This window comes from Psychrobacter sp. SCQQ22 (assembly GCF_015864605.1).
Classification (GTDB): domain Bacteria; phylum Pseudomonadota; class Gammaproteobacteria; order Pseudomonadales; family Moraxellaceae; genus Psychrobacter; species Psychrobacter fozii.
In genome coordinates, this window is record NZ_JADYWZ010000008.1 from 1 (window position 1) to 24351 (window position 24351).

Consider the following 24351-nt stretch of genomic DNA (forward strand, 5'->3'; position numbering starts at 1 on the left):
TGTGAGAGTAGGTCATCGTCAGCTCTCTATTCTAAAGATAAACCCCCTTTGACTTATGTCAGAGGGGGTTTTCTTTTGCCTATAGTTTGGGGGAAAATGGCTAACATACGAGGTATCGAGCAAAAATACTTAGCAAGTTCATCCCAACGCATATGTTATCTCCTTTACTATTGAGTAATGGGTTAGCTTGACAGTATGCATAAATAAGGCTACATTTTTGTTAGTTCTAAAAAGAAATCTATAAGGAAATAGATATGTATAGAGCACCTGTAGCGGTTGTAATCGGAGCAGGGGATGCAACTGGCAGTGCTGTTGCAAAACGTTTTGCAAAAGAAGGTTTTACTTTATGTGTGACTAGAAGAAGCGTCGATAAACTAAACACGTTAGTCAGTGATATTGAGGCAGCTGGTGGAGTAGCCAACCCATTTGGTTGTGATGCGCGTGTAGAAAAAGAGATGGTCGAGTTGTTCGCTCATATTGAAAAGGATATTGGGCCGATTGAAGTAGTGGTATTTAATATCGGTGCAAATGTACACTTCTCAATTATTGATACCACAGAAAGAGTCTTTCGAAAAGTATGGGAAATAGCAGCACTATCTGGATTTTTGACAGGTAGAGAAGCTGCAAAAGTTATGATTCCACGTGGAAAGGGCACGATTATTTTCACTGGAGCAACAGCTTCTTTGCGAGGCAGTAAAGGTTTTTCGGCTTTTGCTAGCGCTAAATTTGCGTTACGTGCTTTGGCGCAAAGCATGGCACGTGAGTTAGGACCAAAAGGTATACATGTGGCGCACCCTATTATTGATGGTGCTATTGATACAGCATTTATCCGTGACAATTTTCCGGAGCGCTATGCACTTAAAGACCAAGATGGCATCTTGAATCCTGAGCATATCGCTGAGCAGTATTGGCAATTGTACTGCCAACCGAGAGACAGTTGGACGCATGAGCTAGATTTACGCCCGTGGATGGAAACTTTCTAACATTTATCTAACGATAAATCCCTAAGGTTTTAATATATATTGCAAGGAATGCAAAGATGAGTAAACAAATAGAGTTTTTCTTTGATGTGGGCAGTCCAGCCAGTTATTTGGCATGGACACAATTAGAGAGCATAGCACAACGTCACAATGCTGAAATTATTTGGCGACCTATGTTGCTTGGAGCCGTTTTTCAAGCCGTTGGTAACACTTCACCAGCTGCAGTACCTGCGAAAGGTGCTTATATGCTCAAAGACCTTAAGCGCTTCTCAAATATTTATGAGGTACCGTTTGAGTTCAATCCATTTTTTCCGTTGAATACGATGCATTTTATGCGAGGTATTACTGCTTACTTAGGAGAACCTGAGTTTCCAAGTTGTCTAACGGCCATCTTTAATGCTTTATGGGCTGAAAAACTCAATATGGAATCATCAGAGGTAGTCGCTGAAGCTTTGGTCAGAGCGGGTATTGATGCCACTCATTTTATGACACGTATAAGCGATACTGAGATCAAGGAGCGTCTGAAAGCGACTACTGAGGAAGCTGTATCGCGAGGTGTATTTGGTGCACCGAGTTTCTTTGTAAATGGTGAAATGTTCTTTGGTCAAGATCGTTTGAATTTCGTTGAGGATGCTTTAAAAGACTCACTCTAATGGGTAGCATTAATGTATGAACTGAAAGTACCTGAATGATGGTTCTTTAAATACATAGAAAACCCCTGCTAATATTGAAAATAGCAGGGGTTTATTTTGGTGTCTTATAGCTGAAGCCTTTCTAACTTCTAGTTTAGTTATGATCTACTACAAGCACTAATGGCAATTTATTTCGCCTGTAAAAAATCCTTGACCTCTAACAATAATAGTTCATTATCATCTGCTCGATTTGGGTCTCGGCTAGAGGAAAAAGGCAGATTGTTATCATTACCTACTACGATGTGGCTTTCATCGATGATGTCTACATTTTCAATAGTAAAGAATGGAAATACAAATTTATCACCTACTAAAGGTTTTTTAGTCACGCCCTTGGTATCTTTAATAGCCATCAAGTCAATGTACGCCACTTTTTCAGCGATCTGACTTCTAGGGTCTAATTTGACCTTATATATACGTTTGAATACGGCTGGTTTGTCAAAGCACTGGCTTTTATCTACAGCTGCTTTTTGACAAGCTTTATCACTTACACCTTCTAAATTGTCTCGTTCAATAATCAAACCATAAGTATCATCGATCATATTGAAATCTCCGATCGCATACTCGTCATTATCAAGTATGTATTTCCAGCTCTTATCAGTATAGGTATTACGCTTGGTATCAAATTGCAGGATGCGCAAGAAGTTATGACCATCGACTGAATCATATTGTTGGCTGTTCTGATTATAAACAGCGCCTTCTAACATAGGATATAAATAACGTCCATCTGGGGCTGATGCCATACCTTCAAAGCCCTTAGAGCGTTTAATACTGTATAACGGTAGATTGTCATCGGGTTTGCTTGGTAATTGTAAAGCGGGATGGTCTGGAGAATGTACGGTCTCCCCATCTACTTTTGTGTCATACATGGCTTTAAGTGTGCCTTTGCTATCAAATCTTAGTAACCATGGGCCAAACTCCTCACCGACCCAAATATCACCATCAATGATTTGGAAACTTTCAGGATCAAAATCAGATCCTGTTAGATAGCGGCGATTACTGTCTTGATGCGTAATTCGGTGAGGTATCACTTTATTCTGGTCATTAAAGAAAATAGTTTTTATAGGTTCAAAAATGCCTTTATCCCAATCCATTCGATACTGACGCATGAATAACATGGCATCTGGTGAATTGGCTTTACTACCAAAACCATTATCGGTCAATATCCAATAACTGCCATCAGGCATATATTTGATACCAGAATGCCCTTGTACAGGTTGTCCTGGAAACGGTAGCTTGATACCAGTGGGACGACCTGCCGATTTACCTTCAATACTGCCAAGTTGTTCAACCAATTGCCCAGTAGTGTATTTACCACTGACTTGCAAATCTTTGGGCGCATCAGTTGGAGCAGAGATAAATGTTTGAGAGGGTAGTAGGGCATGTGAGACCAATTCAGCAGGGTAGGCATCCGCTGCTGTTGCTAGCTGACCAATACCAGTCGTGGCGATGATAGCCATACTTATTCTCAAAAAATTAGCCCTTCTTGTGTACATTCTTTTCTCCAATTCTTCAATTTATTATTGTTGATAGTTAATCAAGAAGATTGAATTATGGCTATGAACTATGTCTGTTTAATGACATTAAGACTCAAGCTGAAGAAGCTGTTTAACTTGGTTCAAGATAATATGAAAGAGATATGCTTATCTATGTCTACATGCTCATTCAAATCAAAAATTTATAGATTTCGTTATTTCGTTAGATGAGTGATAAATATTTCTATTATTCGATTTTTTTATACAACAAAGCTACTTAAAAACTACTAATATGAATTATATTCATCTTTTATTTAAATTAAGTCGTTTTTATTCATGTTAAGATTCGGGCATAATCTACTCCATACACAAATTTGGTTTTGTCTCAGACAATGAGAATAGATTAAGGCAGTAGATCCCCATGAGTAAAGACTTTACCTGTTCAATTAAGCGCATTCGTTTTGACGAAAACTATCAGCCTGCAGACAGCACGCGTTTGACGACTAACTTTGCGAATTTGGCACGTGGTGAGCACCGCGAAGAAAATTTACGTAAAACGCTACGCATGATAAACAATCGTTTTAATGCGTTGGCGCATTGGGACAATCTGACAGCAGACCGTTATTCTGTCGAGGTGGATATCATTTCTGTCGATATGGACGTTGAAGGTAATGGGCATACATTCCCAATTATTGAGACGTTACAAACAACGATAGTTGATCATAAAGATAACAAACGTATTGACGGTATGATTGGTAATAGTTTCTCTTCTTATGTACGTGACTACGATTTTAGCGTGGTATTGCCAGAGCATCGTGATAAGAATCTAGCATCAATAACGCCAGATAATTTTGGTGAGTTGCACGGTAAACTGTTTCAATACTTATTGAACTCAGAAGCTTACAACGCTAATTTTCATAAAAAACCTGTGATTTGCCTCAGTGTTTCAACCAGTAAAGCCTATTATCGTACCGCCAACCAGCATCCTGTTTTAGGCGTTGAGTACAGACAAGATGACTATTCGTTGACTGATGATTATTTTCATAAGATGGGCTTAACCGTTCGCTACTTTATGCCTGAAAATAGTGCGGCACCTTTAGCCTTTTATTTTGCCGGCGACTTGCTAAGTGATTACACTGATCTTGAGCTGATAAGCGCTATCAGTACGATGGAGACGTTCCAAAAAATCTACCGTCCTGAGATTTATAATGCCAACTCGAGCGCAGGTGAAGTGTATCAACCGAGCTTAAAGTACCAAGATTACTCACTGACTCAAATTGTGTATGACCGCGCCGAGCGTAGCCAGATGGCTGTAACACAAGGCAAATTCACTGAAGAACAGTTCATTAAACCGTACCAAGCCATTCTGGAAGAGTGGGCTGCAAGCTACGATGTGACAAGTGAAGTGGCCAAAAAAAATGTGGCTAAGAAACAAGCTGCCTAACTGATCCTCACTAATTAACATAATAAAAAATAAATAAGAAGATGAATCACATGAAATTATTATTACCGACCTCAACCGCTGGCAGCTTACCGAAACCTTCTTGGCTAGCAGAACCAGAGAAAATTTGGTCACCTTGGGCATTAGAAGGTGAGCAGTTGATTGAAGCCAAACAAGACGCTCTACGGTTATCACTACAAGAACAAGTACATGCAGGGATTGATATTGTCAGTGATGGCGAACAGACCCGTCAGCACTTTGTGACCACGTTCATTGAGCATTTGGATGGCGTCGATTTTGAGAAGCGTGAGACGGTCAAAATCCGTAATCGCTATGATGCGAGTGTGCCGTCAGTGGTCGGTGCGGTGAGCCGTCAAAAGCCAGTATTTGTAGAAGATGCAAAGTTTTTACGTCAGCAGACCAATCAGCCAATCAAGTGGGCGCTACCAGGGCCAATGACGATGATTGATACCTTATATGACAGTCATTATAAAAGTCGCGAAAAACTGGCTTGGGAATTTGCTAAAATTTTAAATCAAGAAGCAAAAGAGCTAGAGGCAGCTGGTGTTGATATTATCCAATTCGATGAACCTGCATTTAATGTGTTCTTTGATGATGTGAATGACTGGGGCATTGCCACTTTAGAGCGTGCTATTGAAGGTCTAAAATGCGAAACAGCAGTACATATCTGTTACGGCTATGGTATCGAAGCCAATAATAATTGGAAAAAGACACTGGGTTCAGAATGGCGTCAATATGAGAAAGCCTTTCCTCAGCTGCAACAGTCTAAGATCGATATTGTTTCACTTGAATGTCAAAACTCACATGTGCCAATGGATTTGATTGAATTGATTCGCGGTAAAAAGGTAATGGTTGGTGCCATTGATGTGGCAACCAATACTATTGAGACACCAGAAGAAGTAGCAAATACGCTACGTAAAGCGCTACAATTTGTCGATGCGGACAAGCTGTATCCTGCAACCAATTGCGGTATGGCACCTTTGTCTCGCCAAGTTGCAAGAGGTAAGCTTGCAGCTTTAAGTGCTGGCGCACAGATTGTTCGTCAAGAGCTGACTGCCTAGCGTTTATTGGTACACATGAGTGTTTACTGATCTGAAATTTGGGACTTAAGATATGATTGAAGCAACTGATTTTAGAGATGCCATGTCTTTATTGACAACCGCAGTAAGTGTTGTCACCACAGAAGGCCCATCTGGCCTTCATGGGTTTACGGCATCTGCAGTATGTAGCGTCACAGATACGCCGCCGACCTTACTTGTCTGTATGAATCAGACGTCTCGATCACATGGCTATTTTATTGAAAATAAAATCTTAAGTGTTAATGTGTTGGGTGCACAGCATGAACAGATATCCAACACATTCGCTTCTAAATTGCATTCAGCAGAGCGCTTTGAATATGGCGCTTGGACGCAATTGCAAACAGGCGCCCCTGTATTAGAAGATGCGTTGGTCAGTTTTGACTGTGAGATAGAGCATATTCAAGAGGTTGGTACGCACAGTGTGTTTATGTGTCGCGTTGTCGCTATCAAACAATCTGCCCAACGAGGCGTACGAGAGAAAAGTTTGGTTTATTTTAATCGTGCTTATCACCAAGTGGGGCAGATGGCTCAAGTAGACATTGCTTAAGTCAGCTATCTCATTATCAAACAAATATAGTAAGCATTTCACCAAATCTAACTAAGAAGTAAATAATCCGTGGAATTAATCATTTTTTTAATCATAGGTGCTCTAGCAGGATTTGCTGCAGGGCTTTTCGGTGTGGGCGGTGGCACGATCATCGTACCACTGTTATTTATCGTCTTTACGCAAATGGGTTACAGTCCTGACAACATCATGCATTTGGCTTTGGGAACCTCATTAGCGACCATTATTATCACGTCTATCAGCTCGTTAATGGCGCACAATAAAAAAGGCGCAGTTATGTGGCCTGTCTTTAAAAATCTGGCACCAGGCCTAGCGATAGGGTGTTTTTTAGGGGCAGGGATTGCAGGGCAGATATCTGGATTGTATCTTCAGCTCATTGTTGGTGTATTTTTGCTTTGGGTTGCCTTTAAAATGTTTAAGGGTGGTAAAAAGGAAACCACTAGCGATACCAGTAATCTTCATACAGTATTGCCTTCAAAACCTAAGCAACTGGCGGCAGGCGGGGTTATTGGTATTGCTTCTGCCATCTTTGGTATCGGTGGTGGCAGTTTAACCGTACCTTATCTCACGCGTTACGGTGTGGTCATGCAAAAAGCAGTGGGTACATCAGCGGCGTGCGGTCTACCTATTGCCATTGCAGGTGCGTTAGGGTTTATGTTTTTTGGAATGAAGCAGCAAGTAGATGTGCCCAATACGATTGGTTTTGTCCACATTTATGCCTTTTTAGGTATCAGTATCATGAGCTTTTTTACCGCAAAGATAGGTGCGAAAGTGGCTCATATATTATCACCACAATTATTAAAAAAGTGTTTTGCGGTATTGTTGACCATAGTAGGATGCTATTTTCTTTATAAAGGACTGGTTTGAGTATTTATAGTGGTGTGAGATATAAAGGTCACGAATAATATTTTAGTATGCAATGCGGACAAAACTATGTCTGACTTAGTCGTCCGTTATAAGTGGTTACATTATATCAGTCTGTCTTAAGTAGTCTGTTAATAGGATTTGGGGTGAGGTGGCTAGTTCCATTGGAGTATTCTTTCATTGACTGTAATATAGTGATTCCTGCTGTTAAATCCGTATAAACAAGCTGGGGTTGTTTTAATCATGCAGCTTAACGGTAATACCCATTGTTTCTATAATTTGACTTTACAGGAACAACAGATAATTTTTTTTGGGGAGGGATATACCGCCTATTTCAGGCTCATTTTAATGAGATTCTACAGCTTTACATGGCGCTACGTTTTTAACCCCATCCCTTGGATCCATAATTTAGTAGTCGCTTTTTCACCTGCTACCAGTACTATGTCCAAATCTAGTACTTTACTTAGTGACTAGTTTTATACTACTCACCATTTTAGGATCGAATAGATACCCTCTGATAATCTTTTCTGCCGTTGCCAACACATATCTCATCAATAACCTTATATGATAAACTTATGTCCATTTATCATGTTAAGATTCATATCTCAGTTATATTTAGGAGGTACTATGGCAGCTTATATCACCGTAGGCGCGACGACAACTCATGGCGGTAAAGTGATTAGTGGGTCACTACATACGACTCACTATGGTCTTCCAATATCGCGTAAAGGCGATAAGGTCATCTGTAAAAAATGTAAAAAGATGACCACTATTGTGACAGGTGACTCCTCGTATATTGTCGATGGTGCACCCGTTGCTCGCGCAGGAGATGCGACTAGCTGTGGTGCTAAACTCATTGCGGTTCAGCAGTCCTTCGGTGAATCTGATTTTGAGGTAGGAGGTATCGAGTCGGATCCAGAGGAAATGGCGAAATGGGCTGATGATGCAGTAGCGCAAGCAGAAGAAGATGGTCTTTGGGCGGGTCCTCCAATAGTCCATCGTAATCCTAATGGCAGTTTAGAAACCGAACAACTTTCACCATTATCATCAAAAAAGAATCTAGATAGACTTGCTACGAATTCTGAAATGTTTGATCACTATCGATTTGGTAAAGGAGAGGCTTTAACCTTAGACAATTTAGGAGCAACGGAAACATTAAATAAAGTGATATTAAGAAGAGGCGCTTTTGATCGAGAGGGTTCTATACAAAGCCGTTTTGGTGTACAGATTGCAGAAAAGTATGATAATGGTGATTCAGATTATTCATTCGATAATGGTTATAATTTTGGCGCGGAAGGGCTACCTTGGGCATTTGGATCAGGAGATTTGTCCGGCATATTTAATGGTAACATCAATAAACTTAGCAATGGTAGTTTCCATCTTCAAGGTCAAGTAACTTATAAGTTCTCAGATATTTTTCAGGATCCATATGATACGTGGGATTGGGTAGAAGGGTCGTGGGACCCCAATGGCACGCCGTACAAAATTACAGGGATGATAAAAAATAATATAAATACCGTCATAACCCCTGAGGAAATTAATTAGTTATGAAAATAATGAGAGTGATTTTGTCTATTCTAGTTTTAATTATAGTTATATCTACTGCTATCTATTACTTGTATCCAATACAAATATTAGATGACTTAAAACTAAAAAGAACTATAGGTGGCGAGCATAGTCTAATTTTTGACAATCAGAAGCTAGGCTATATTAGTGGCTTAGATTCATGGTACGTCGAAGGATCACAAGTCTACGGTTCAATGAGCTCCAACAGAGATCGAACAAATACATCACTATTTTATTTTTATGTCGATGTCTGTACTGGTGAGAATCTTCTGATAAGTAGCTATTCTAAATTTGAAGATTTTTTAGATGATAAAGATATATCAAAAGAGAGACGCAACTATATGAGTGGCAATAATCTTATAAATATGAAAAAGTTTGATTATTCATCATCTATAGATTGCTCATAATATTTTGAATATTCTGCTGTTTATTTAATTGAAGGTCGAAATTTGGCCAAATTTTTTCTACGAACTTGACAGCAATGAGTTCTAGTAATCATTAAGCTAAGCTCATTAAGTACATTCAGATATACACTGATTTAATTTAATATTCCATACGCATTGAAATCACTTGGGCTACAGCCCATTGTTCAAGCCCTCACTAGGAATACATTCTTTGTTCCCATAACAGCGCTTATGTTAAATGAAAATCACAAAAAAAAGCCACCGACCCGAACGCTCAAAAAGGCATCCTAACTCCCTCCCATCTCGCTAATGCAAGATGGCAAGGGGTTAGGATGATACTTTATTACTCAGGATGATAGCTAATTACTCAATGACAATCATAATTATATCTTGGCAACAATCATTCCACCGTGACGCTCTTTGCTAAATTGCGAGGCTGATCGACGTCAGTACCACGCATAACTGCCACATGATACGACAACAGCTGCACAGGTACGCTATAAACGATAGGTGCTAGTGTCTCACAAACATCCGGTACATAAACCACATGCAATCTATCTTCTGCAATCATCTGACTAGACTCACTGGCAAACACAAACAACTCACCGTGACGCGCGTGTACCTCTTGCATGTTGGCTTTGAGCTTATCAAACATGCTGTCTTTAGGCGCTAGTACGACGATTGGCATGTCTTTATCAACCAATGCCAATGGGCCATGTTTTAGCTCCCCTGCGGCATAGCCTTCTGCATGAATATACGAAATTTCTTTAAGCTTTAATGCGCCTTCTAATGCAATAGGGAACTGTAAGCCACGACCTAAGAATAAGCAGCTTCTTTTGTCTTCAAAGCTTTCGCTCATCGTTTTAATAGGGGAATCAAGGTTTAAGCTGGCATGTAGTTGGCCTGGCAGCAGTTGTAGCTCACCAATCAATTTGCTTAAATAATCATCAGTCATGCGCTGTTGAACGACACCTACTTTCATGATTAATAACATGAGAGCTGCAAGCTGAGCAGTAAACGCTTTGGTAGATGCCACACCAATCTCAGGACCTGCTAACGTCGGTAAGAAAATATCTGTCTCGCGCACCAGCGATGAAGTAGGAACATTACATAACGCTAAGCTGACCAAACCTGCTGGGGTATGCTTTTGAATATCACGTAGCGCAGACAAAGTATCAGCAGTTTCACCAGACTGAGAGATGCAAATAACTAATGAGTTATCAACGACGACGGGATTACGATAACGAAACTCACTGGCTACCTCAACAGAACAGGGGATACGAGTAAGACTTTCAAACCAATATTTTGCAACCAGACCTGAGTGATAGCTGGTACCACAAGCGAGAACTTGCACATGGCGAATACCTGAGAGCTGAGTTTCATGACGCTGTAAAAAGTCATCACGCAGTTTAGAGGTTTCACTTTTATCGATACCCATTTCAAGGGTACGTGCGACGGCATCTGGCTGCTCATAGATTTCTTTGAGCATATAATGTTTGAATTCGCCTTTATCTGCATTGTGTTGGGTTGCATCAATTTCATGTATTTGACGCGTAACTTGCACTCCATTCGCGTAGACTTGAATACTTTTACGAGTCAATTTGGCGATATCGCCTTCTTCTAAGTACATAAAGCGGTTAGTGACTGGTAATAGTGCCAACTGATCTGAGGCGATAAAGTTCTCACCGATACCTACACCAATCACCAATGGCGAGCCTAAACGCACGGTAATAAGCTCATCTGGATAATCGGTATGTACGATGCCAAGAGCGAAGGCACCATGTAATAGTGGAATCACAGTGCGAACCGCTTCTAGCAAGTCAGGCGTTGCTTTGTAAATATCATTAATCAGGTGCGCGACGACTTCAGTATCTGTCTGTGAGGTAAACTCATAACCTTTTGCTATCAGCGCTTCTTTGAGCTCGGCATAATTTTCTACAATACCATTATGCACCACAGCAATTTTACCTGAGACATGTGGGTGCGCGTTACGTTGTGCTGGCTCGCCATGCGTCGCCCAACGTGTATGAGCGATACCGATATGGCCATCAAAAAACTCTGGATTAACAGCGACTGCATCGACCAACGCCTGTACTTTACCCACTTGACGCTCACGATGTAATTCACCATCACGAATGACAGTTAAGCCAGCAGAATCATAACCGCGGTACTCTAAACGTTTAAGACCTTCAAGTAAGATATTGGCGATATTACGCTCAGCAACTGCCCCTACAATTCCACACATGGCTATTCCTTAAGTTTAATTTTTGATGTTTCTAGATTTTAACTTTTCTATATAGAGGTGCTTTACCAATCAACAAGCTGGTTGGCAGATAAGCCGTTAATTTTATAGCGTGTTAGATATAATTAAGCAGCACCACAAAGATTGCCGCGCTGCTTAATTTGTTTAAGTCTGACTGCTATTGACTCAACGATTGGCGCATCGATTACTTTTTAGTTGGTCGTTGAAAATCGTCTTTCTGTGTTTGTCGCGCGCGGCCAAATGCCAATGCTTTAGCATCCACATTTTTGGTAATAACAGAGCCTGCCGCAACCGTTGCCGTGTCACCAATCGTGACTGGCGCGACTAAGCTAGCGTTAGAGCCGATGAATGCATTGTCTTCAATGATGGTTTTTGATTTATTAGCCCCATCATAATTACAGGTGATGACACCAGCTCCGATATTGACGCCTGTTCCAACGGTGGCATCACCGACGTAACTTAAGTGGTTTACTTTGCTGCCTTGACCAATGGTCGATTTTTTAATTTCTACAAAATTACCGACTTTACTGTTATCGGACAATACCGTGTCAGGACGCAAATGAGCAAATGGACCAACGTCGACACCAGCACCAACCTCGGCACGATCAATGACACAATAGGGCTTTATATGACAAGCATTACCGAGTTGTGAGTTTTTAATCACACAGCCTGCTTCAATATAGACGTTATCACCTAGCGTACAGTTGCCTTCGAATACAACACCGACATCGATAAACACGTCTTGGCCTGCTGTCAATGTACCGCGAATATCGACACGGGTAGGATCAGCAAACTGTACACCTGCTTCTTGTAAGTCAGCGACCAGTTTACTTTGCCAAGTACGTTCTAGACTCGCAAGCTGTTGACGGTTATTGACACCCTCAATTTCAAAGGTATGCTCAGGTTCAATCGCTGCAATCGTGATACCATCAGCGACTGCCATTTTGACAATATCGGTAAGATAGTATTCTTGTTGCGCGTTGTCGTTAGACAGTTCAGGTAAGTATTTATGCAGTAGGGCATTGTCGACACAATAAATGCCGCTATTAATCTCTTGAATCTGTTGTTCATCCGTACTGGCATCTTTCTGTTCAACGATGGCAGTGATATTGCCTACATGATCACGTTTGATACGGCCTAAACCAAATGGATTATCCACCGTCAAAGTCAGCATAGACATGCCATTAGTATTGGCTGTCTTCAGTGCTGACAGAGTTTGATGGCTCACCAAAGGCACATCACCATAGAGAATGAGGCTTTGTCCTTCTTTCGGTAAATCAGACAGCGTCACTTTGACCGCATGGCCTGTACCTAGCTGTTCAGTCTGCGCAACCCAAGTAATTGACGATTGCGTATACTGGTCGATAATTTCCGATTTAACTTGGTCGCCGCCAAAACCATGAACAATAATGGTCTCGTTGACAGTTAGCTTATGACACGTGTCTAAGACGTGACTCAGCAAAGATTTGCCTGCCAAGGTCTGAAGAACTTTTGGCTTAGCTGATTGCATACGCGTGCCTTTACCAGCAGCGAGAATAATTACTGAGAGAGGAGATGTCATAGTAGCCCTACAAATGTAACAAAGTATAATATTGAATTATAGCGCAAATGTTCATTTAGAAAAATGCTGTGATGTGCATGCTTTGTAATGCAATCTGATAACGATAAATAAATCCTCTATGCAAGAGGATAGTATTCAAATTGCTGCATAAGAGGTTATGTTGTGATCACTCACTATCATAGCGGCTATGGTCGCTTATAACAGCACACCAAACATAACCACTACCCATAACACTGCTGCCATAATACCTGCGATGATGTCATCGAGCATAATGCCCAACCCACCTGCGACTTTTTTATCTGCCCAGCCAATCGGTGGCGGTTTAATAATGTCAAAAAATCTGAATAATACAAAAGCGATAACAATGGCGAAAATAGAAAGCTCTTGAGACACATCTTGCCAAAAGCTTGTGGTCGCAACACCCATATAAGAGAAAGGCAGCAGGGTAATCCAGATACCAGACCATTCATCCCAGACGATATGCGGGTCATCATGACCTTGCATCAGCTCAGAAGTACGTCCGCAGATCCAAACACCAAAAATACAAGATAGAATTGTCAGAATTAGAAAAGGTATGAAGCCCAAGCTCATCAGTGGTATGGCAATGATTAACCCACCAACAGTACCCCAAGTACCGGGGGCACGGCGCGGTAGACCACTGCCCAAACCAATACCTAACCAATAGACCATACGATCAAGCGCACTGGCATTTTTAGGCAGTGGTGGGCAATCATTGGCTTTGCTGATATCAGGCTTGGATAAATCGTTATCAGTCATGGGCTAACCTGTAAAATGTTGGTAACCAGTAAGGTTGGGCCATGTGGCAAATGGCGCGTGCTGAGTTGGTGTGATTGGCTGATTTTGATAATACAGTGTAGGGTGTAATGCTATAGACCTGTTTGCATCTGTCACTAGATCATCTGACAGTGCGATTACTTCACCGATACAGGTAACTGGTGTATTACCAATAGGTGGTTCAATACGTGCAGGTAAAGTAAAAGCTAACTCGTAATCATCACCACCCGCCAGTTGGCACAACAAGCGTTCAGATAAATCAATAGTTGCCAATGGTTCGCTAGTAGGTAGCTGCTCCACATCAATACGCATGCCTACAGCGCTTTGCTGACAGATATGCCCGATATCTTGATAAAGGCCATCAGAGATGTCTATCATCGCCGTTGCGCCAATCTTTGCCAGTGCTGCCCCTAAGGCGATACGGGGCGTTGGCATATGTAACCTGTGAGCCAACTCTTTACCTTGGGTACTGTCAGGATGTTGCAGGGCATAACTGGCATCGCCAAGCGTCCCTGATACATAAATCTTATCACCAACTTGTGCACCTGAACGATATACAGCTGGGGTGTCTGCGGCAAGCAATCCTTGCGCGCTGACACTCAGTACTAAGTTGTCACTGCGTGTGGTATCACCGCCAATAAGGGCAACACCAAATAGCTGGCAGGCATGAAATAAACCTTTGGCAAATTCAGTGAGCCATTTTTCGTTAGCAAGTTGTTTAGGTAACGCTAGTGCCAATAAAATACTATGCGGGGTCGCACCCATCGCTGCGATGTCTGAGACATTGACAGCGACGGTTTTATAACCAATCGCAAATGCCAGCTCGTTGACTTGCTGCCAATCAGCACTAAAATGTCGACCTTGAACCAATGTATCAATACAGCTGACTAATCGTGACCCTGCTGGCAAGGCCATGACAGCTGCATCATCACCGATACCTTTTTCGATACCAGTTAATGGTGCATTTGCCGCTTGCATTTGCGAAAATATACGCTCAATCAGCTCAAATTCATTCATGGCTAGTCTTGTTTTTTAGCATCGTCAGCGTCTTTTTTGCTCGCTTTAAACTCGCTAATATTTGCACTGGCTTTACTAGCGCTATTGCGTTTGACACTAGTGTTATTTGCGCTAATACGAGGTTTGTTTGATGCAGTTGGGCTGTCATCAATAGCGCTTTCGTTTGTGGCTTCTGTGCTATCAACTGGTTTCACTTGAGCTTGTTTAGCCGCTGATTTTTGTGACGTACGCAGGTTGGCTTTGGTATCTGATTCTACTTCAGTAGCGCGTAGCTCAACGGCCATTCTATCTAATACCGCATTGATCAATTTATGCGCGTCAGTGGCACCGAAATGATTGTTAAGCTTCATCGCTTCATCAAGTACTACCTTGTAAGGAATCTCTAAGCGATTCTGCAGCTCATAAGTACCAATAAGCAAAATAGCGTGCTCAACGGTGTCCAACTTATCAATGTCGCGATCAAGATGCTGAAGGATTAGAGCATCCAACGCTTCAATTTGCTCTGGGATATCACGCATCATTTCGTGATAGTAGCCGATATGTACGGTGTGCATGGCATTGGTCGCGCGCGTACGGGCAGCGATATCATGCGGCGCATTGGCCTTCCAGCCAAGCTTGCCATCTACATCAAAGCGGCGATCAGTGACCAGCCATTCGTATAGACCTTGCATCGCAAAGCGGCGCGCCTTACGAATAGCAGTGTGACTGGTCTTATAAGAAGACTCACTCATATCGAAGGTTTGATCACCCGCACTGCTGCTCGCTATACGAGTAGCTTCCGCTTGTTTATCATTGATTTGTGCGGTTTTCGCAGCATTAATAGCGTGCTTGAGTTGGTCAGTCATAAGGGGTCAATACCTGAATTTTGAAATAGAATGTTAAATAGTGGTCGGCTGGCACGTTTTGCCAGTCAGTCTTGGATACTGGAGTTACAGGGTTAGGGCTATGGTAACAACCATAACCTTCATCAAATTCGCAAACAATATTACTTATAGATGCTGCTTAAATAGCACTGCTTATCTGTGCTAATAAAACCGCTAGACAGTCAAATAGGCACTGTCTAGTGGTCAATACTAACGGTCAATAAAACTAAGCGTCATCGCTTTCGTCATCAATATCTAACTGTGATAAGACAGCAAGCATTTCTATGACAACCATTGCCGCTTCTGAGCCTTTATTACCAGCTTTCGTGCCAGCACGCTCAATTGCTTGTTCAATGCTATCAGTGGTCAATACGCCATTTGCAACAGGGATATTATAATCCATCGCTACAGCACTCAAGCCTTTTGCAGATTCGCTAGCAACAAAATCAAAATGCGGCGTGCTACCACGAATAATAGCGCCTAAAGCAACAATCGCGTCAAAGCGATCAGACTCAGCGGCACGTTGGGCAACCAATGGCAATTCAAAAGCACCAGGCACACGAATCACGGTGATATTGCTACCCAATACACCATGACGTAGTAGTGCATCAATTGCACCATCTACCAATGATTCAACCACAAAACCATTAAAACGACCGACTACGATACCAATACGAACGTCTTTGTTTTGATGTAAATTACCGTCGATATGAGTCACGTCATTGCGTTGCTGTTGTAGATTTGACATAAAAAATCCTTTGCTTATTTGGCTTTTAATAAAGATGTGGGCGTAAATGAGTCGCTAAATATAGTGATGTGTTCAGATAACAGGTTCGATTGTTTGGCTTGTTATTCAATAGATACTGATAATCAAAGAAACCGGCAGTTAAATGAACGAAAATAAGTGTTTAGCGCTATGATAACATTTTTTTCTAATTTATTTGTATTTTACCAGTGTGTTATATGGGGCATATTAGACATTTATAAATGGGCATTGCCAGGTTCGAATGTTCAATATGCCTTGGTCGGCTTAATCACATTTAAATACAGGGTAGGCGAGTGAAAATACTAAAAATAGTAGGTTCAGCACGCCTAACGCTATATTTGAGTTATATGTGATTGACTATAAACGCATCTGTATCCCTTGCGCTGCCATATATGCTTTGGCTTCTTGTACTGTGTATTCACCAAAATGGAAGATGCTGGCTGCGAGTACCGCATCGACGCCGCCTTCTAATACGCCTTCGGCCAAATGTTGTAAGTTGCCGACGCCGCCTGAGGCAATGACTGGTACATTCACTTGGCTAGTGATTTGTTGCATTAGAGCTAAGTCATAGCCTTTTTTAGTACCGTCGCCGTCCATCGAGGTGACTAATAATTCGCCTGCACCCAGCTCAGCCATTTTCTTGGCCCAAGCAACCGCATCAATGCCAGTTGGCTTACGACCACCGTGAGTGAAAATCTCCCAACGTGGTACGACAATGCCATTAACATTGATATCAGCGACACGCTTGGCATCGATGGCAACAACGATACATTGATTGCCAAATTTCTGTGAGGCTTCACCAACGAACTCTGGGGTAAACACTGCCGCTGAGTTTATCGCTACTTTATCCGCGCCCGCGTTGAGCAAATTGCGGATATCAGCGATTTTACGCACGCCACCACCGACTGTGAGCGGGACGAATACGGTTTCAGCCATACGCTCAACGGTATGATAAGTGGTATCACGCTCATCATTGGTCGCCGTAATGTCTAAAAAAGTAATCTCATCAGCGCCTTGTTCGTTGTAGCGTTTGGCCACTTCGACAGGGTCACCTGCGTCTTTAATATCGACAAATTGTACACCTTTGACCACACGGCCATTATCAACGTCCAAACAAGGAATGATACGCTTTGCTAACATAGGGTCTTTCACCTTATAATCAATTCATTCTATAGGCGCTAGTCTAGCAAAAACACCGCCGTCTCAGGCAGGTTTTCGTAAGATTATTATGCATTTCGCCATAGTTTGCTCATGCGCGGTACAATTGCTGTGATTACCGCCTCAATCTATTCTATTTAACTTCTTATTCAATTGCCAAAAGTGAGATGTCATGTCCGTCTATACCCAGTTAACCAATGACCAGTTTGCCGCCTTTTGCCAGAGCTTTGGCGTATCTTTCGTGCGTGCCATTCCGATTACCCAAGGGATAAAAAACTCAAACTGGTTTATTCAAACGACTGACGATGTAGATGGCGCATACTCTTATGTATTGACTTTATTCGAAGAGCGTCCACCTGCTGATATCGAAAAAATGGCAGTTATTCTCAATCAGTTAGACGGTAAGCTACCGGTTGCCGCACCGCTATCAGTTATTGAATCCAATAGTGTTCAAACGGATGACGATGATAAACGCTATGTCATTCATTACGAAGACAAGGCTATTACGCTAGTGCCATGCCTAGCAGGGTCGCATCCAGAGCAAACCACGCAAGCGATGTGCCATGATATCGGTGCTGCGCTAGCGATGTTGCATGAGACGTTGCAAGCATTACAACCTGCTGAGCAGTATGGCGTACCTTTATACCCGTGGGCAGACGTACGCGATCGTGAAATGCAGTTTATGCCAGGTGATGAAGCCAAATTGATGAGTGATATTTGGCGCTCTTACACAGAGTTGCCACTGACAACGTTGCCAAATGGTTTGTGTCATTTAGATATGTTTGCGGACAACACCCTATGGAATCTGCAAAAAGGGGAAGAACGTCTCACTGGTTTATTAGACTTTACCGAGGTCAGTGTTGAGCATTATGTAATGGATATTGCCATTACCATCAATGACTTTTGCACGACGTGGGGCATGGCTGAGCAAGGCGAGTCAGTGAATTTTGACCGCAGTAAAATGGCGGCGTTCTTGCAAGGGTATGAGTCTAAACGCTCACTTGGCCTTGATGAAAAGCGTGCATTGCCTGTTATGCTAGCCAAAGCGGCAGTGATTTTTTGGCTATTACGTTTAAACGTTATCCATTACAACCGTACTGAAGGTCGTACGGGTGATAACATCATGGTCAAAAACCCTGACTTAATGAAACGACTCGCCGCTTACCATTGGGCGCATGTTGAAAAATCGCAAGATACCGTGTTTGTGCTTTCTGGTACGGCATCCGACAATCAGATAATTGGTGTTTTTAGCAGTATCACGCAAGCTGAGCAAGCCCGTGAAAAATTGAGCAATAGTAGTGAGTTCGCAATCAAAGAATATACGCTAGATCAATTGTCGTAAGCATTGCTTATTCATTTATTCTGGTACCAAAACTATAAGGCGATCCCATGACCGATCAAGTTGACAACTGGCACAAGCTGGCACGCTACGACACCAATATGCAAGGCGAGCTGCATGCCAATTTGCTGAGAAATAATAACATTACGGTATCCATGCAAGCGCTGAGTAGCATTCCTGGTATGAACTCAGGGGCAGTGCTGTGGATACAAGATACGGATTTGGCAGAAGCTCAACGTATCCTAGCGACCATCCCAGCTGATGGTGCGGCCTTACTGGATGAGATGAGTGATGCGGACTTTGATGCGCTATCTGACGCTCAAAGTAATTCTACTCAAAGCAACCCGATAATGAACGACAATAACGGCGGTACTTTATAAATGTGTCAACTCTTAGGAATGAACAGCAACACCCCAACGGATATTGGTTTTAGCTTTGCAGGATTTCGCAAGCGTGGCGGTATGACTGACAGCCACGAAGATGGTTTTGGCATTGCATTTTTTGAACGCAGTGACTGTGTAAATAGTGATAAAGCGGCAAATGATTCAACGGGACTGCGTCTGTTTCATGACAATCGCCCAAGCCATCTGTCACCAGTGGCCGACTTGGTCAATAATTACCCAATTAAAGCCATGAACGTCATTGCGCATATTCGCAAGGCTACCCAAGGGCAGAACTGCTTGGCCAATACGCATCCATTCGTCCGTGAAGTATGGGGCGAGCAGTGGGTGTTTGCGCACAATGGGCAGATGAATAGCGAATTCATTAAACGCTGTCAGCGCTTACAAGACAATGGTAATGGCTCACATTGCCAACCAGTTGGTTCAACTGACTCTGAAATGGCGTTTTGTTATTTGGTTAATCGCCTTAAAAGTAGCTTTAAAACCCGTCCTGATGATCAGACGCTGTTTAATTTTTTGACCACGCAATGTCGCTATTTATCTGCCAATGGTTTATTTAACTGCCTGATATCAAATGGCAGGTGGCAACTGGCCTATGCGGGTAGCTTATTGTTTTATCTCACACGTAAGGCACCATTTGGTGAAGCGAAATTGGCTGACGATGACTTGGCAATTAATTTTGGCGATGTAACCACAGATGCTGATAAGGTCACTATTTTAGTCACCGTGCCATTGACTGAAAATGAAAAATGGCAACAGTTAGCGGTCAATGAATGCCTGATATTTCAAGATGGCGATGTCATTTATAAAGACAGCCCAAGCCAGCGCAAGTTTTTGACGGTGGAAGAAGGTATTGCGATTGCACGAGCAGTTGGGGCGAGTGTTTAGGGGTTTATCGACTTGTATTTTTAAATTGGTTGTTCCACTATAAAATTAATAGTTTAATAAAAATTAGGTGAAGCTATGTTAGGCAATGACATTCAAATAAAACAGCTAGTAGGTGTCGGTGATGTTCATCTTAGCTTCCAGCCTCAGCAAAGAGTGTATTGTCTAATTGGTGAAAATGGTATTGGCAAGACGAAGTGTTTAGAGGCTTTATTTACAGCTAAATTTTGTTCTCATAAATTTTCTAACAAATGGGTAAATAACCTACGCTACATTTCAAAACCACAGTTCATAGAATTGAGCTCTCACAACATAACCCTTGAGTTTGGGTTTAAAAATAAACCGATAGACCCAAGCAACCAGAATCCTTTACGCACTTCCACATCTATCCATGATATGGCATTAGTTTACGTGTCTGCTTATTCTAGAGGATATATTGAAGATAATTTAAGTAAGATACAACAACGAAAGAATGGTGATATCAATACTTTTGAAATCAGAAGAAAAGATTATATTGAAAAGATTGTATCAATACTTAAAGGTCATAATTCATTTAAAGAAGATCAAAATGGTATTTCTATCCACGAATGGATAATTCAGCGTGCTCAATCTGCTAACCCTTACCAAGCCGCCGAAGATAATCGCGAAGTAGAAATCACGACGTTGCTAGACTTATTGAACAAGGTTGACGAACGAATTGATCGTAAATTTCTTGAAATATCAGGAAATAATCGCGTATTTATAAAGGTTTCTGATAAAAAAACTGAATTATCCGAGCTTTCTAGCGGCTTTGCTTCAATTCTTAAAATCATGCAATCTATCATCGCAGGTTATAGCTACTTCACCAACGAAATCAATATTGCTCGTGTTAAAGGCGTGGTATTCATTGATGAAATCGAAAGTCATCTACATACTAAATGGCAAGCGACTATTATTTCTACTTTAAAGCGTTTATTTCCTAATACGACGTTTTATATCACCACCCATTCCGCTATTGTTTTAAGTCAGTTGCAACATGGCGAAGCTTATGAGTTATACCGTGATAAAGAAGATGGCGTGGTCAAAACAGAGCTGATAGAGCATCCAAATAACGCTGCATTTGTAGACCTGCTAAAAGATGCTTTTGACATTGATATTAATAAGCTTAAGCTGGCGCGTGATAATGCGCCACAGCAAAAAAATGCTAAAAAAATACTGACTGAACTGTTAGAAAAACGGATCAATGAGCTTAAAGAAGGAACGCAATAGTAATGGATACAGAAATTGCGAAGTTACTGGACTCAAACTTTTTGACCTATCTCTTGGAAGGTAAGAATATTGATGAAAATGATGTCGATCTTCTTGAGCGTCTGATGGATTTATTAGCACTCGTCAATGATGATAATGTCGAGCTGGTCATCACACCATTGCTGCGATATGAGTTTTTAAGAAAGTTTGGTCAGAATGAGAGTGAAGATTTTAATAAATTTAAAGCAGCTGTTGAAGAATTTACATGGCTAGATATCAGTAAAGACGTTACGGATTTGGCGACCAATCTATACCGTTTAGACAAATATGAAGCAGATAGCAAAGGTATACCAAAGAATTTAGAAAAGCGAAAGTTTGATGTGTTTCATTTTGCTACGGCTAAAATTAATGGTATTGAGCTACTATCTAATGATAAGCACATAGATCAAATGGAAGGTTTATACGAGCGTTATCAAGCGCTATAACTAACCCAAATAACCTCCACAACACCGCTTAAATTTCTCTCCAGACCCACAGATACACGGTTGTTTTTGGCTGATAGTCATTGCGACCGTAGGATCTAAGAAGTACCAGCGTGCATCATGATTAGCTTTGTTTGTAACCTTTACAAAGGCAGACAGTTCATGGTGTGCCTGTATTTTTCCTTCTAAACTGCTAGTTGTTTCCTCATGGCTTTTAAAATAAGCCTTAAACTCAACCTGTGCATGACGTTTACCCAGCTTTGGCGTGTGCTCTACGATTTCCAATCCTGCCCAGTCCGTTTCCTTCGCCCAACTCTCAATTGCTTGCACATCAAGTAATGCTTGCTGCGTTGGTAGCGTGGTCTTGACGATATACTCTGGCTTAATCAACACAAAGGCACTATAGCGCGTGCGCATGAGCCGTTCGGCTGTCTCGGCTTTTATACCATCTACTTCATCGACTTCGTCATTATAAAAAGCATCATGATAAGGCTGGCAGCAATCTTTATAAAGTAGCGCTGAGCTGACAGATTCTGATGCTGGATTGATTTGACAAGGGCAAGTGTGTAGGGAAGGTTGCATAGGTTACTCTATTCTTCGTTTGGATTTTATGGCTTTGAGGGGCTTTTATTGCAGAATGCTTTTTATTAACTCTGGCAATATGCCAACTTTGAGCTGTGCCCATGGTGCTGGGTCACGTAGCTGCGCCCAAAACGCCTCAAAAGGTGGTGCCATATAGACCAGTATAGCGAGCAAGGTATATAGCAATAGATACCACCATTTGTCGTCATGTTTATAAAACTTCATCGCAGTGCCTGATGAGCGTTTCATTTTCATATTGGATAAATTGACACTATACAGCTCGTCCAGTGATAAATGTACCATCGCACCGCCGAATAAGAATAAACCGTAAAACCAACTGGTCGTCAGTGGGAGCTGCGCCCCATAATAGCTTAGGCACGTCAGACCTAATCCCAGTATCGCCATATACGGCACAGAGTGGATGACGCCACGATGCACAGTCATAGTAGTGAAAATATGAAAGACCACATAACGCATAAAACCGTAGCCAGCTAGCCACAATACTATCAATGCAAGTAAGCTCAAATCACTGCGCCAATGCATGACGAGACCAAAGGCAAATATAAACGAGGTAATATTAAAACCGAGCTTAATCGGTGTGGAATTATCAGAATCTAAGTCCGGTAACAACCCGCCAATAGTCCCAAGCGCCACGCACACCAAAAAGCCTGAATCATCAATCAATCCAGCTTTATAAACCGTCAAACTCAGTGTGCCGCTGACCATAAAAGCGACATTTAGGTGAGTATTAAAATTTGCCATAAAATCATTTATCCATAGCGCTCAAAAAGACCTTTCGAGCGGCGTATCTAGCAGTAAAAAAGCGCACCATGATACCATAGCGTAGCCAAATGCTTAACAGAGAACGCGTCTATGCTTACCACTGATTCCCCCGTTACCCTTGATGCTGATGTTTTATCTGAGATCTCACCTATGCTGGATAAAAGCTTCGCTGACATTGATTGGCAAGTGCCATGGATGTGCCATATAAATCAGCTGAGCATCATCAGCGCAATCATTAAAAGTCTAAGTTCATTAAGTGAACAAAACAATGCTGTAGCGTATGAGGGTCAGCCAATAGATGTGATTGCGGGTGTATTAAACAATGCCTTTAATCAGCAAAGCAGTTATGGGCTTGATTATTATGAGCAAGCAGAACTACCAACGACTAAGCCCACTCATAATAATCAAGCCCATACCTTAAAGTTCGTCTCACAGAATGCGCTCCCTGAAGGCGAAGCATATGAAAGCTTTATTGCAACGACTGGTAATATCCCGACGCGTGATAACTTGCACGATTTATTTAACGGCAGTATTTGGCTGACGTTTCCGAAAACTAAGGCATTGCTCAATTATTATCATATGCTAGAGATTGCCGCGCAGGGTATCAATGCGAGTAGAGGGCGTGTGCGCGATACCATTACTGTCTTTGATGAGAATGGCGCAGTGCTCGTCACGGCAGATTCAAATATCGGTGAGGCGTTGATTGGGTTTGATTGGCAGGCGAGTTTAGTATCATCGCGCCCTAAGTGGGACGAACCACAACAGCCTACTAGCCATGCACAAGCAGCGGTCTATATTTTTGGTCACGCCTTACTTGAGCAGTTGGTATACCCGCGAAAACCCTTATGCGCTCACAGCATTGTCATCAATGTTGCACAAGAATTCTTTACCCTATCGTTAGCTGAGCGTATGAGCTACTTGGATGACAAAGTTGCTGAATACATGGACACATTATTATCAAAAAACGATGTTACACCGCGCCAGCTTGCACCGTTACCTATTTTGGGTGTGCCGCATTTTTGGTCAGAAAATGCTGATCCGAGTTTTTACGATGATGACTATGTGTTTCGTAGTGGTCGCCGTCAAAAAAGTAATTAGTGTGAAATGGCTGAAGTATTGGTAGATAAGTGGCTAAGCCGTTGTTA

23 protein-coding genes are annotated in these 24351 nt (G+C 41.9%); 13 read left to right on the top strand and 10 right to left on the bottom strand.

Going from position 1 to position 24351, the window contains the following annotated elements; all coding sequences use genetic code 11:
- The first annotated feature begins 254 nt into the window (after positions 1–254).
- Complete coding sequence (locus tag I6E84_RS10850; RefSeq protein ID WP_197217989.1) at positions 255–983, top strand: SDR family oxidoreductase; 729 nt, start codon at positions 255–257, stop codon at positions 981–983.
- A 56-nt stretch (positions 984–1039) separates the two neighbouring features.
- A complete protein-coding gene (locus I6E84_RS10855; protein WP_197217990.1) occupies positions 1040–1633 on the top strand; it encodes a 2-hydroxychromene-2-carboxylate isomerase in 594 nt (197 codons plus the stop codon).
- A 167-nt stretch (positions 1634–1800) separates the two neighbouring features.
- On the opposite strand, the gene I6E84_RS10860 is transcribed toward I6E84_RS10855, so the two are convergent.
- On the bottom strand, positions 1801–3129 hold the full coding sequence (locus I6E84_RS10860) for an esterase-like activity of phytase family protein (protein WP_197217991.1): 1329 nt from the start codon (positions 3127–3129) through the stop codon (positions 1801–1803).
- Between the two features lie 436 nt (positions 3130–3565).
- On the opposite strand from I6E84_RS10860, the gene I6E84_RS10865 reads away from it, so the two are divergent.
- From I6E84_RS10865 to I6E84_RS10885, 5 genes are all read left to right on the top strand, one after another.
- Complete coding sequence (locus I6E84_RS10865; protein ID WP_197217992.1) at positions 3566–4588, top strand: DUF1852 domain-containing protein; 1023 nt, start codon at positions 3566–3568, stop codon at positions 4586–4588.
- A gap of 50 nt (positions 4589–4638) precedes the next feature.
- The gene (locus I6E84_RS10870) at positions 4639–5667 is read left to right on the top strand and encodes a methionine synthase (RefSeq protein WP_197217993.1); all 1029 of its coding nucleotides are present in this window, start codon (positions 4639–4641) and stop codon (positions 5665–5667) included.
- 52 nt (positions 5668–5719) lie between these two features.
- Positions 5720–6232 (top strand): flavin reductase, encoded by a 513-nt coding sequence (locus I6E84_RS10875; protein ID WP_197217994.1) that lies wholly within the window; start codon positions 5720–5722, stop codon positions 6230–6232.
- A gap of 69 nt (positions 6233–6301) precedes the next feature.
- Complete coding sequence (locus I6E84_RS10880; protein ID WP_197217995.1) at positions 6302–7117, top strand: sulfite exporter TauE/SafE family protein; 816 nt, start codon at positions 6302–6304, stop codon at positions 7115–7117.
- Positions 7118–7741: 624 nt separating this feature from the next.
- Positions 7742–8659, top strand: coding sequence for a PAAR domain-containing protein (locus tag I6E84_RS10885; RefSeq protein ID WP_197217996.1), 918 nt, complete (start codon positions 7742–7744; stop codon positions 8657–8659).
- An 825-nt stretch (positions 8660–9484) separates the two neighbouring features.
- On the opposite strand, the gene glmS is transcribed toward I6E84_RS10885, so the two are convergent.
- The 7 genes from glmS to hisF form a co-directional block, all read right to left on the bottom strand.
- On the bottom strand, positions 9485–11329 hold the full coding sequence (gene glmS / locus I6E84_RS10890; RefSeq protein WP_197217997.1) for a glutamine--fructose-6-phosphate transaminase (isomerizing): 1845 nt from the start codon (positions 11327–11329) through the stop codon (positions 9485–9487).
- Positions 11330–11531: 202 nt separating this feature from the next.
- Positions 11532–12908 carry a bifunctional UDP-N-acetylglucosamine diphosphorylase/glucosamine-1-phosphate N-acetyltransferase GlmU gene (gene glmU / locus I6E84_RS10895; protein WP_197217998.1) on the bottom strand — a complete coding sequence of 459 codons (1377 nt, stop codon included), beginning with the start codon at positions 12906–12908 and terminating at the stop codon, positions 11532–11534.
- 195 nt (positions 12909–13103) lie between these two features.
- Positions 13104–13685 carry a phosphatidylglycerophosphatase A gene (locus I6E84_RS10900; RefSeq protein WP_197217999.1) on the bottom strand — a complete coding sequence of 194 codons (582 nt, stop codon included), beginning with the start codon at positions 13683–13685 and terminating at the stop codon, positions 13104–13106.
- A 3-nt stretch (positions 13686–13688) separates the two neighbouring features.
- The gene (gene thiL, locus I6E84_RS10905; RefSeq protein ID WP_197218000.1) at positions 13689–14720 is read right to left on the bottom strand and encodes a thiamine-phosphate kinase; all 1032 of its coding nucleotides are present in this window, start codon (positions 14718–14720) and stop codon (positions 13689–13691) included.
- A 2-nt stretch (positions 14721–14722) separates the two neighbouring features.
- Positions 14723–15565 (bottom strand): transcription antitermination factor NusB, encoded by an 843-nt coding sequence (gene nusB, locus I6E84_RS10910; RefSeq protein ID WP_110923696.1) that lies wholly within the window; start codon positions 15563–15565, stop codon positions 14723–14725.
- A 244-nt stretch (positions 15566–15809) separates the two neighbouring features.
- Positions 15810–16331, bottom strand: a complete 522-nt coding sequence (gene ribE, locus I6E84_RS10915) for a 6,7-dimethyl-8-ribityllumazine synthase (RefSeq protein ID WP_194197873.1) — start codon at positions 16329–16331, stop codon at positions 15810–15812.
- A gap of 375 nt (positions 16332–16706) precedes the next feature.
- Positions 16707–17489 carry an imidazole glycerol phosphate synthase subunit HisF gene (gene hisF, locus I6E84_RS10920; RefSeq protein ID WP_197218001.1) on the bottom strand — a complete coding sequence of 261 codons (783 nt, stop codon included), beginning with the start codon at positions 17487–17489 and terminating at the stop codon, positions 16707–16709.
- A 190-nt stretch (positions 17490–17679) separates the two neighbouring features.
- Here hisF and I6E84_RS10925 point away from each other — a divergent pair, with 190 nt between their 5' ends.
- From I6E84_RS10925 to I6E84_RS10945, 5 genes are all read left to right on the top strand, one after another.
- Positions 17680–18849 (top strand): homoserine kinase, encoded by a 1170-nt coding sequence (locus I6E84_RS10925; protein ID WP_197218003.1) that lies wholly within the window; start codon positions 17680–17682, stop codon positions 18847–18849.
- Between the two features lie 47 nt (positions 18850–18896).
- The gene (locus I6E84_RS10930; protein ID WP_227681473.1) at positions 18897–19226 is read left to right on the top strand and encodes a hypothetical protein; all 330 of its coding nucleotides are present in this window, start codon (positions 18897–18899) and stop codon (positions 19224–19226) included.
- On the top strand, positions 19227–20135 hold the full coding sequence (locus I6E84_RS10935; RefSeq protein WP_197218005.1) for a class II glutamine amidotransferase: 909 nt from the start codon (positions 19227–19229) through the stop codon (positions 20133–20135). It begins immediately after the preceding gene.
- Positions 20136–20210: 75 nt separating this feature from the next.
- On the top strand, positions 20211–21380 hold the full coding sequence (locus I6E84_RS10940; RefSeq protein WP_197218007.1) for an AAA family ATPase: 1170 nt from the start codon (positions 20211–20213) through the stop codon (positions 21378–21380).
- A gap of 2 nt (positions 21381–21382) precedes the next feature.
- Positions 21383–21844 carry a type II toxin-antitoxin system VapC family toxin gene (locus I6E84_RS10945; protein WP_197218009.1) on the top strand — a complete coding sequence of 154 codons (462 nt, stop codon included), beginning with the start codon at positions 21383–21385 and terminating at the stop codon, positions 21842–21844.
- On the opposite strand, the gene I6E84_RS10950 is transcribed toward I6E84_RS10945, so the two are convergent.
- Positions 21845–22423 carry a YchJ family protein gene (locus I6E84_RS10950; RefSeq protein WP_197218010.1) on the bottom strand — a complete coding sequence of 193 codons (579 nt, stop codon included), beginning with the start codon at positions 22421–22423 and terminating at the stop codon, positions 21845–21847.
- Positions 22424–22468: 45 nt separating this feature from the next.
- The gene (locus tag I6E84_RS10955; protein WP_197218012.1) at positions 22469–23185 is read right to left on the bottom strand and encodes a metal-dependent hydrolase; all 717 of its coding nucleotides are present in this window, start codon (positions 23183–23185) and stop codon (positions 22469–22471) included.
- Positions 23186–23296: 111 nt separating this feature from the next.
- On the opposite strand from I6E84_RS10955, the gene I6E84_RS10960 reads away from it, so the two are divergent.
- Complete coding sequence (locus I6E84_RS10960; RefSeq protein WP_197218014.1) at positions 23297–24304, top strand: DUF3025 domain-containing protein; 1008 nt, start codon at positions 23297–23299, stop codon at positions 24302–24304.
- Positions 24305–24351 lie beyond the last annotated feature (47 nt).